4 protein-coding genes and 2 tRNA genes are annotated in these 11,239 nt (G+C 52.0%); 2 read left to right on the top strand and 4 right to left on the bottom strand.

The genetic code is table 11. The features are described from left to right. Positions 1 to 317: 317 nt before the first annotated feature. The 4 genes from GX364_05655 to GX364_05640 all read right to left on the bottom strand — a co-directional run bounded on the left by GX364_05655 (position 318) and on the right by GX364_05640 (position 9,695). Positions 318 to 2,480, bottom strand: coding sequence for a hypothetical protein (locus GX364_05655; protein ID NLI70326.1), 2,163 nt, complete (start codon positions 2,478 to 2,480; stop codon positions 318 to 320). A gap of 352 nt (positions 2,481 to 2,832) precedes the next feature. Further along, positions 2,833 to 3,210, bottom strand: a complete 378-nt coding sequence (locus tag GX364_05650) for a hypothetical protein (protein NLI70325.1) — start codon at positions 3,208 to 3,210, stop codon at positions 2,833 to 2,835. 90 nt (positions 3,211 to 3,300) lie between these two features. Further along, entirely contained in the window at positions 3,301 to 5,517 is a 2,217-nt protein-coding gene (locus GX364_05645) for a hypothetical protein (GenBank protein NLI70324.1), read from the bottom strand. Then, on the bottom strand, positions 5,514 to 9,695 hold the full coding sequence (locus GX364_05640; protein ID NLI70323.1) for a hypothetical protein: 4,182 nt from the start codon (positions 9,693 to 9,695) through the stop codon (positions 5,514 to 5,516). Before GX364_05640 ends, GX364_05645 begins: the two co-directional genes overlap by 4 nt. 833 nt (positions 9,696 to 10,528) lie before the next feature. On the opposite strand from GX364_05640, the gene GX364_05635 reads away from it, so the two are divergent. Continuing rightward, positions 10,529 to 10,605 (top strand) — tRNA-His (locus GX364_05635). Between the two features lie 26 nt (positions 10,606 to 10,631). Then, positions 10,632 to 10,706 (top strand) — tRNA-Gln (locus tag GX364_05630). Positions 10,707 to 11,239: the final 533 nt, after the last annotated feature.

The raw sequence follows: 11,239 nt of genomic DNA, 5'->3' as shown, positions 1-11,239 counted from the left end.
GTAAGTACCCATGAACGGCCCAGTCGCCGAGCCAACATATAAAAAAAGAAATAGAAAACGTGGGCGGCCGAGGAGACCCTTGTTAATACCACTTACCCACGGGGGGAAGCTATTTCCTGGGTTTTATCTTTTCGCATACACACAAAAAATAGCCAAAGCCGCCTGAAGAATCCCCTCCTCGTACACACCTTGATTACCGGCATAAACTGGTTCCCAGGTTTAATTCTTTCCCCGTACCGATATACCGGCATAAGCGACATGAAGTGAATGGTCACCATGGATTTCAGGTGAACGCAAATGCCCGAAGCTGTCAATTTTTACGACATTATGCGCCTGCCTCGGTCAAAGTCGAGGAGAAGTTCTTTTCCGCCATGCGCAATCTTGACACGCCCGGTGTTGAATTCGGTATGGCTGTAAGGGTTGTGCCAGCGGGGATAGTAGCCCAACGGTATCTCCCTGTCCTTGACTGTCAAGGGAGAGTTCCAGCCAAATTGTACCCGGCCGATGCGGGGGGCATCAAAATCAACATTCAGCCCCTCGACACGGAGTGCAGAGTTGAAAACGCCTTGCATGAATTCTTCAAATGTGCCGTCTATCTCACGCCTCCCCATCAGGCATATCCATGCATTACGCCGGCCGACGGCGATGATCTCGCGCGCAGCGTCGGGGCCCTCGTACTGCCATTCAAAAGGCAGATGGGAATAAAGGGCAATGTAACCATCGTCTTTGCGGCCAAAAACCCAACCGCCGCCGGGAAAGACCCTTTTTTCCACAACTTCATCAAAGGCGAAACGTGGAAAGTAGGCATGGGTGAAGGCATGATGGCCGGATTCGAGCAGCCCCCTGTTCCGATCGATGTCGTACAGGGCAATGAGCAGGTTGCGATGCTGGACAGCCCGCGGGAGGCGCCCATTGCCGGCCCAGTAGCCGGGACGATGCAGGCCGTCTTCCCGCATGGAGTCGGGGTTGGTGACAAAAACGACGGCATAGGGTGAGAGGGTGGCCTGCCAGATGTGCTGCTGGTAACCCATCTCTCCTTTACGGTAATCCTGAGCACAGGAGAGCATGTAGTCCGGGGTGCGGTAGGTAATTTTGTTCACTTCCGTCAGTTCAGCCCCGGCCAGGTCGATTCCCAGCCCTTTGATTCCCGCCAGGGGAAGGCCGAGACGGCGGGCGTGGCGGATAATATTTTTGTAGCGATCGTATTCGGCGCCACCCAGGTGCCAAAGATCCCACTCATCGGCCATGTCCATAACGGTTCCGATGATCTGAGGGTGCAGAAAGACACCCATGCCCAGCCAGCGCGGCACATCATGTATGTTTTTGCAACGGAGGTCATGCTTGAACGCATCCTCCGCAGTAAGTTTTATGGAATGGCGTTCGTAGTTGGTCATCTCCGCAGGAAGGTCATGAGCCACTGCTTCCAGAACGGGCGGCAGGCGGTAATGAACCGTGGATGCAAGGGAGGCCGCGGCCATATCGGAGGCAGACTGGAAACGCCCCCACCCCCAGAGAAGGGCCTGTGTGGTAACCATGGGGTCCCCGGCTGCACTCTTGAGATGATGGTCTTCGGCCCGGCCATGCGAGGAACTGTACTGGCCGCGATAGGAATCCACGGCTATATCAAAGAGCAGCAGATCAACGAGCATGGCTGCCCGGGTGGAAAGGGTTTCGTCATCGGCAAAATCGACCAGGTTGAGCAACGCCGCAAGGTTGCAAGAGTAATAGTTGGGTGAATCCCATTCGGCAAAACCTGTGCGGCTGTGGTAATCGATCCAGCGATCGATGAGGGGGCGGGCATGGTCCATATGCCAGCGGCCGGAACGGCCATTGTTGTAAAATGTTGACCGGGGAAAGAGCTGTCCGGCCAGGTATTCGGCGGTATGGAACATGATCTGATGGTTCTCGGTATAGTGGTTGATATCCGTTTTCAGGGGATTGGGTTCATCCATCCAGTAAATAAAATTGAGCAGCGTCTCCTTGATCACTGCCTCCTGGCGGGGCTTGAGTTTCCCGCTGCCGGCATACTTGAACCAGAGGCGCAGGAGGGCGTTGGCCGCAAAATCGGCACAGTCGTTGCGCATGTTGACAAATTCCAGTGACCAGTCAAGAATTTCTTCGGAGATCTGTTCCCGGCCGCCTTCCATCCTGAGGATCTCCGCCCAGATGGCATCCCGGTCATTCTCCGCAGGTTGGCGCGCTACCCAATCAAGGTAGCGGCGGCGGCGCTGTTTGAAGGTACCAACCGCGGGGCTGGATCTGAATGGTGTATCGCCGGGTTGAGGGAGTGCCGGTACAGGTTCGCCGGCCCGCCTGGGAGGCCATGCCGGTTTGACAAGGGTAAGGCGGTCGAGTGTTACCTTACCTACCACAGCGAGGCCGATCAGGGCAGGGATGATCCACGTCAGGGGGGATTCTTTTCCCCGGCCCTCCATACCTTCACCTCCGGTGACGGGTCCGTTTTTGCTGCTCTCTTTCATAACAAGCACTCCTTTTTTGTGGTATTGTTTCCAGCTTCTATCCGTTCCGGTTGCAATGTCGTTTTTTTGTTTCCCGCGAGGCCGGCACAATAATTTGCCGTTACAAGTTCAAAATCATGTTCTTGCCGTGTTCTTTTTCGTTTTATTATATTTCGTGATAAGGAAAGGAATTCCTTTATGTTTTTCAAAACGGCACTGAAGTTGACAGGGTCAATCCGGACGATTGGCGTTGGCGGCAACGGGTAAAAGCAGGATATTTCTTGTCGGAAAAAAGCAAGGTTCCGCCACCGGTTGAAACAAGCAGATCCGTATGCCGGGACCGGGATGGGGTGGCAGGGTCAGGAAAGATCGCTTACAGTTTCTTGATGAGGTCGTCAGGGGTGGGGCCCCCGTCGTATTCAGGTGATGTCTGGTCCCTGTGAGCGGAAAAGGACAATCCGGCCAGAGCAAGGGAGATGATCCCCCAGAAGATCATCTCGTAGTAGTCCATGATGACTCCCATCACCACGGAGACGATCCCCGCCACGGCAAAGATGATCGCGGATATGAGAGGTTTGAACAGGACCAGTATGGAGGCAACGCCCATGGCAATGGAAATCAGCGCACCGGCATTTCCGCCATGAAAGAGAGAAGGTTCTTCCAGGTACTTCCCTCCAAAACGAGCCACGATGGATTGGGGAAGGTTCATGATCATGGCAATGATCCCCATTATCATAACGGCTGTTCTCATTTCATGTTACCTCCTGCTTTTCTATGGCTATCCGTGGCGATGTTACCGCCGCCGGTTTCGACGTCCCGGTTCCCGACATTGCCAGCACGGTCATCGGTCTGCGCCAACTATGATTCTAGTGAAAACATTGGGCACGTACTGTTTATAGATGGCATGCACATCAGGCCTGGTTACCGTGGCAAAACCTACCAGCACCTTCGCCAGGTACGGCGCCACCTCTTCGTTTTCAAAAGCGATCGCCAGCAACCCGAGGATCGACTTGGGAAGCGGCTCATCGAATGATTCCAGAATGTTGCAGATTGCCATGTAGGCAAAGTCGGTCAGATCCTCCTCCTCAACGAAGTCGGCCACTATGTTCAGAAGAAAGGCAGCAACATTGTATCCGATGATGTCTGCCCGTTCCCCGCCCTGCAGGAATCCGGAGATGGTGGAGACGGGGAAGTCGGCGAGCAACTCCTGGATGAAAGCGGTAACCCGTTCCTCTTCCCTGACAAAGGCCGCCAGTTCATCTGTAGGCAGGGAGACGAGGGCGTCCCTGATGATCCCCCATATACGCACATCGTCCTCTATAAATTCGCCGATCTCCTTCAACGGGAAATTGTCGATGATGCTCCCGGTTATACCGGTGATCGCCGCAACGGTGTCCGGCCCCCTGATAACATCGGCCAGTGCGTCGAGGGGCAGATGAGCAAAAAGGGCTTCAACCAGCATCTGCAGGGATTCATCGATGTCATCGTTCTCCCTGATGAGATCTGCCAGTTCTTCGTACGGAATGTCGGCAAAGAAATTTTCTAGAGCATCGACTATCTCGTCCCGATTTTCATCGATAGCCCGCGGGAGGGCATTTTTCAGGATGCCTGTCACGGCCTCTCCCAGATCATCAACCAGTTCCGGTGAAAGCAGATTGGCGATATCCCTGACGATCTGCCCGAAAGTGCGGTTGCCAATCTCCCTGTGGCCGTAAACCATCCAGGTTAGAAAGGCCATGTGGGCGATATCCGGGGGGACCTCCGCAAGCCCCCGGGCGATCTCTCTCATGATATTTATTTTCAGCCCGATTCCGGGGAGTACCAGGGTGTCCCCGACGGTTCTATCCTTGGCTCTCTGTATTGACTCTCCCTTCATGTATATAAAGGCAGGATCTACAAAATCTCTGAACTCATCGCATTGGAAAAAATCGTCGACCATGGTGCCGATGGAATTGGTAAAGGTTCCCCGTTTCACCTCCGCAGAGACGTTGGCAAAAAAGCCATCGACCAGACCGACCAGATGTTCGTCGCTTACACTGTCGGCGATGAACAGGGCCCCGGAATTGGCCATGGCGATGATCGTATCACCCAGGAATCCATGGAAATGGGGATCATCAAGAAGATCGGCAATCGCTTCCGGGCCATATTCCAACACCGTGAGCATCAGATCGGCGGCCACCCCCCGTACCCTCCTGTCCCCGATCACCTGTGCCACCATGCCGGGCAAGGGGCTGATCAGGAATGTGGCAAAATCGTCCACCAATCCCTTGACTTTCCTGTCGGAGGTAAGATCTCCCACAAAGCCGGTGGTCGTCTCGTAAGCGATCCGTGCACCGGCCAGCATGATATGGTCGAGCAGGTTGGAGGTTCGTTCGTCTTCGATCAGGCGCGCGATGGTTTCCTGCAGGAAACCGTGTATGCGCTCATTCCCCAGAAGGTCAAACAGAAGGGAGAAGAAAAATTCTATATCCTCCACCAGGCGTTCATCTTTGAGCATCTCGGCAATAACGTCACCGATCAAGTATATGATTCGTTCATCCCTGATTATGTCGGCAATAAAATATTTGTGTTTCTGAACGCCTTCCAGAAAATTGTCTTCATCGAGCATCTCCCACAGTATCTCATCAAGTGCTTCGGCCAGGTCTTCATCCCTGAGCACGGTGAGTATGGAATCGTTCAATGCTTGCAGGGCTCTGGTCAGTTCGTCATGAACGAGCTCGGCAGTTTCCTCTTCTTCCCGCTCCTTCTGTATGCCCAGCAAGCTCAGAAGCCCGCTGATTTCCAGGTCGGGGAAGACACGGAGTATGCCTTTCCGGGCATGGCAGTAGGCCGCATCAAGGGAGTCGACAAATTCCTTGCCAGGTCTTGTTTCGGCCGTTTTCTCGCCGTCAGCGGATTCCGTGGACGATGTTGCGAGGGTACCCTGCGGTGCTGTAACTGCCGCAGCTGCAACTGCAGCCACGGGTGCTCCCAGAGGAGCAAGGAATAGAAGCATGGCCAGGAATACACATGCTATTTTTTCCGGTAACTTTACCGATGAACCCGGCCATCGTTTCATGGCTCGACCTTCCTTTCCGCCAAACCTGGCCGCTTTTTCTTCCTCGAACGGATCCGCCACGAACCGGACAGGGAAAAGAGAACCGGAAGCATGAAGTAGGCGGGAAAGAGTCCCCTGATGAAGAAGTTCTTGATCCTGTCAAGCCACCAGGAAGCGGCACGGCTGATTTTTTCACGCATGCTGGCAAAAATATCGGCAAAATTCTCTGCTGAATGCTTGGCCAGGAAATCGGCCATCTTCTCGTTGCTGGCTATCGTGGCCACCTGATCGAAGATACCTTCAATCAGGGAGTAGTCGAATTCAGTCAATTTTTCATGGATGAGATCTCTTTCCAGTGGGGCCAGGCCGGGATGCTGCAGCAAAAATATCTCGAACCGCCCCGGAAGGTCGTTGGCAATGTAACCCAACCTGTAAGCGCGATCATTCTCCCTGAAAAACCCGGTCAGGATCTCGGAGGGAAAATCGGCGATCCTGTTGAGAAGGATGCCCGGTATGCCGGGATCCAGGGGGACAATGCTTCTCAGCGGAGAAGGGTTTATCTCCAGGCCGGTGTCTTCAAGAAGACCCCTCAGGTTGCGATTGGTCCTGACAAAAGCCGGTGCCTCTTCCAGGGGTATCCGCCCGGCAATATCCCGGGCCAGGGCGTCCAGGCCGCTGTCCTTGAACGAGGCTGTCACTTTCTCCATGGACAACCCGGAGAGAAGACGACCGACAATTCCTGCCAGCCTGTTGCCCTCCGTCAATTTGTTGCCGGCCAGCTGAAGGGGGTTCATGGAGAAGGCACGATCAACCCGGTTGTTCAGCAGACGCGGCAGTTCAGGATGGCGAAGCATGTCCAGAGCCAGGGCAATGACAAACGAGGTAAGGGGCTCGGCTATATTTGTCCGTACGCGTTCCTCGTTCATGAAGGTAAGCAGATAGCCCCGGGCAAAATCGGGCATGGAGACGATCCCGTCCGGAAGATTTTCACCCCGCAACCATTCCATCAGCACTTCTATAAAAGAGTAAAGCCCGTTATGAGCCGCGATTTTAAATTTTTCAGGTGAAACGGGAATAAATGCAATACCGATAATGATCACATGAACGGGCTCGAAAGCATATCTATCCGGACCCAGGGCCGCCTCGTCAACACTTTCATACAGGGCCTCCTCAAGAACAACCATCAATTCTTCGTCTTCAAGCAGATCGGCAACGAAATTGCCCAGAGCAGTGTAGAGTTCTTCATCGGACAAAATGCCCGCTACAAGATTCTCGACGGCTTCTGCCGTTCCGGGGTCAGCCAACACATCGGACACATCCCCTATGACCCCGATGGCAACCTGCATCAGATCGTTGATGATATCCTTCAGAAGCGCGGAGGTCCGGGGGTCTTCAAGAATATCAGCGATGATGGCTATAACCGGTTCCGGTGCGACCTCCATGATCTCCGCCAATGCAGAAAGAACCCTCTGATCCTCCAGGAAATCAAGGGGAATACCCAGGGCCGGGATTACCTTTTCATTGATAATCTTGCGGATCCCGGGTATTTCTTTTTCCAGGGGGGCTGCAACCTCTTCCAGGATTCCATCAGCAGTCATACCCGCATCCCTGATCGTCAGGCGAAGGGGATGGGCAGGAAGGAGATTGACGATCGCATCGTTGATCATGGAAGTGATGGCTGCAGGAGAGATTTCCCGCACGAGTTCCCGCATCGACAACATGCCATCCTCGATCGTCGTATCCAGATCCGCAGCGAAGTATTCGGCATAGAGCTGCTTCAATTCCTCGTCACTTTTCACTTCCACGTTGAATTCATTCAGAATGGAAAATCGTTCAGCCGTGGCCACCTCTTCGATAATCCCGTAGTTCAAAATAAAATCAGCAATGCTTCCGTCTATGAAACCGGCCGCGCTGCTTTCGGTAAGTGTTTCGGAGAGAAAGGTGCCCATCCAGCGAAGGCCGGCGGAAAAACCGGATGTCTTCAGGATGTTGCTGAGGCACTCTTCTTCAGGCCGTTCGTAGCCAAAAAGACGGCGGATAGGGTCGAAAAAGCGTTTGACCGGACTGAAGACCCTGGCGAAAAACTGCCTGATCCGCGCTCCCAGGTCAAAACCGTATTCCTCCATTTCTTCTTCCAGGGGGCGGACACGCTTGGCAGCATTTTCCTGGAATCTTTCCACTATCTCATGTTCCTCGATGGCTTTCTTGATCAGGTCAACGAATACGGATGCCACCGTGGTTTCCGGGGTGATGATCTCCGGGTCGGCCCCGAGGTCAAGATACAGCTGGCGCATCCTTTCTTCACTGTAAAGTCTATCCATGATCGCTTCTACGCGCGGATCTATGATCTCTTCTTCTTCCTCTTCTTCCCGTTCTTCGATGGCATCGGCAGCACCGTTGAGAATCGTTGTGGCAATCGTGAGACCGATAAAGTCGGCATTCTCGCGGATGATGGCCGCCAGGCTTCCCAGAGGTAGCCCATCAACAATTTCATGTAGTCCGGCAATGAGACGATCGAGTTCAGCGTCACCAAGAAGGTCGGAAAAAACCCCGGGGGGTATCTCCACCCGGAGCCCATCGGCAACCGGGAGAATCCCTTCTTTTTCTTCGTCGGACTGGTCATCGGTGCTCCCCATCTTCAGCAGATCCCCGTAAGATCTGGAAACAAGGATTTCTTCCAGAACCTCCATAAACAGATCTTTTTTGGGTCCAATGATATTTTCCAGTTCCTTGAAGGAAGCACTTTCCAGTGCATCGTTCAATATTTCTTCTATCCGCGGGTCTTCCGCATATTTATCGATTATTTCCGTGAAAGAGGGTTCACTCAAGTGTTTCTTCAGGATCGGTTCCATGTCTGCCATGAACTTTTCCAGATGCCTTTCCAGCAGATCTTCCATCAGCTCCGAAAAAAGCGGCAGGAAGGGATCCTCTCCTTCTTCCAGATGCCTGTTGACGATGGCAAGCAACTCATCCTGCCGTTCGCCGATGGAGGCGCCGGCCTTCTCCACCCAGAAATTCAGAAATCCTGAAACCTGGTCTTCGACTTCGGACTGGTCCATGAGGCCTTCGAGGGGGTCGGGAGGCTCGGGAGGGGCATCGGGATCCGGCTCTTCAGTGCTCTCACCCACACTGTCAGCATAGTAATCCATCACCAGATCCAGGTCTTCTCCCAGCTGTTCCAGCTGTTCTTCCAAATCTTCTCCCAGCCGGGTGAGGATCGCCTGCAAATCGGGATCGTTTTCAAATACCTCGAGAACCACGCCAATCAAAGCCCCCAGGATTTCATCTATCGAGATGCCGGAAAGCAGATCACCGAAAATATCTTTCGCCGGTTCAAGGAAGCCCGATTCCAGCTTGCTCAGGGAAGTTTCAATTCTTTCATCACCGAAGAAAGAATCCTGGAATCCTTCCAGCAGCAGTTCAAGTTTGGAAAGGATTTTTTCCAGTGGCACCTTGACTTTTTCATCCTTGAAGGTATTGCTCAGGATGTCCTCGATCGCATTCTCGAGAAGATGGATGAGGTCGCTGATCACGGCGCCGATCCTTTCATCATCACGAAGGGATGCCAGTATACCCTCGGGAACTTTTATCAGTATATCTAGCAGGTCCTGAAGCATGTCAACCAGTCGGTCATCACTGAGGATTTTCGTGATCGAATGCCTGATGAAAATTGCAAAGTTTTCATCCTTGAGAAGGCGGCTGACTTCGCTGGTGGCCCAGCTGACAAAGCCCAGAAATTCTTCGTCTTTTAGCCTCCCGGCTATGGATGCCCCCAGTATTTCTGCCAGCCACTCGTCACGCAAAATCTCCACGATGATGGCATCCATGTCGAAGTCGGCAATAAAATCATCGGCAAGAATGTCCTCGATGATTGTATCCAGCATCGTGGTAAATTCTTCTTCTTCAAGAATTCCGGAAAAATAGTTGCCGATGGTTTCGATGAGGGGATCCAGGAGGCCTTCTTTCGATTTGCCGGAAGAGGGGGTTTCCGAAAGGGAATCACGGTCATCTTTCAACATACAACCAACGAGGAAAGTCATCTGTTCGTAAATCTGCTGGGTCGACAATACCTGTGAAGAAGGGGAATATCCCTTTGAAGCAACTGATGAGCCCGCAGCCGCCGCTGCAATAATTGGATTGAAGGCGAGGAAAAGGCTTAACAATACTGCTGTGAATGCTTTGATGTTATGTAAGTTCACGAGCTCAGCTTCCCCCCCTTGAAGCATCCTCCGTCAAGTAAGAGGAGATTCCTTTTCAATTTGATAAGTATCGATCAGGCGAATACCTTTTGGCAAATAGGTAAATAAATAATCAATCAAAAAAACCCTGAAAATTCATTCAATTGCAACAGTGAACTGTTGATACAGAACGATTATATCAATTAAAAATATTTAATTCAATAGATAATACTTTCCTTTAATTACCTTTGGATTGCTAGCTCAATCGCCCTATCAATCACAATTCAAATGTTACAATTCCAGATCATCCAGATCGGTTTACGGTACGGAATCAATTGGACCAGATTGACCATGATTTTTGCCAATGAAGACCCATAAACAGTTTTTGTTATTTTATATATTGCTATATTTACTTATACAGTATATCTATACGACACTTCCTGTTATTTTTCCTGCTCCTGTGCCCTGTTAATTTATATTAACGAACAATCAAATCTGCAGACGGCAAGGCCGATGCACGGATGGTGACAGGATGCAAGTGTACCGCCAATTTGCTGCCCGGGCACCGGGTCGGTGTTCCTGTTGTTGTACACGGATTGCCAGTGGGACTGCATGACAGCTTTATTTGCCTGTTTTCAGGTGCAGGGCAGCAGATAAAATATTCGCAGCCCGGTAACTGGCTTTTTGGGCAGGCATTCAAACTTGCAATTTTCCGTCACCACCCTTCCGTTTAATTCCTTGACTTGGCTTCCGTCAGATGTTAAAATTATGACGTTCGGTTGCCGGTTTTTTCAGTGCAGTCTGTAATGTTTTCCGGTATCCGTCGCCACAAATCACAAGTTTCCATGAATATGGTGGGTGTAGCTCAGTTGGTTAGAGCGCCAGGTTGTGGCCCTGGAGGCCGTGGGTTCGAATCCCATCACTCACCCCAATACAAAACACATTTTTATCTATTGCTGGGGTGTAGCCAAGCGGTAAGGCACGGGATTTTGGATCCCGCATGCGTAGGTTCGAATCCTTCCACCCCAGCCATTTTTTTGGATGGGGGTTTCCTCGCCGTTTCACTGCATCCTGCTCTATTACTGTTTCCTTCCTTGCGTCCGGTGTCTCGTATGTATACAAGCCTTATGCCCGAGGGGATTCTTCAGGCGGCTGCGGCTCCCTCTCCCCTCCCTGTCATTCCAAGCAAGCGGTGTTTAACAAGAACACCAACATAAAAGCTATAGAGAAAAATGATGTAGAAACGGTAACACCGGAGTGAAAAATAGCGCCGCGAGGAATCTGACAGGTTGTGCGTTTTCTTTCTCTGGCAGTAGGGTAGGGGCGACATGAGGAGGGGATTCTTCAGGTGACTGAGGCTCTCTTTTGTGGGTATGCGAAAATATAAAACCCAGGAATCAGTTTCCCTCCGTGAGTAAGTGGTATCGATAAGGATTTTCTCGGCCGCCCACGTTTTCTATTTCTTTTTTTATATGTTGGCTCGGCGACTGGGCCGTTCATGGGCCATAGCATAAAGAACGGTTCAGGCTCGGGCTCAACGGGAACACCTCCAATCTTCACGTCCT

The organism is Bacillota bacterium (assembly GCA_012518215.1).
GTDB lineage: Bacteria > Bacillota > Dethiobacteria > DTU022 > PWGO01 > JAAYSV01.
Note: the sequence above shows the minus strand (reverse complement) of the source record. Positions and strands in the feature narration are given on the sequence as shown.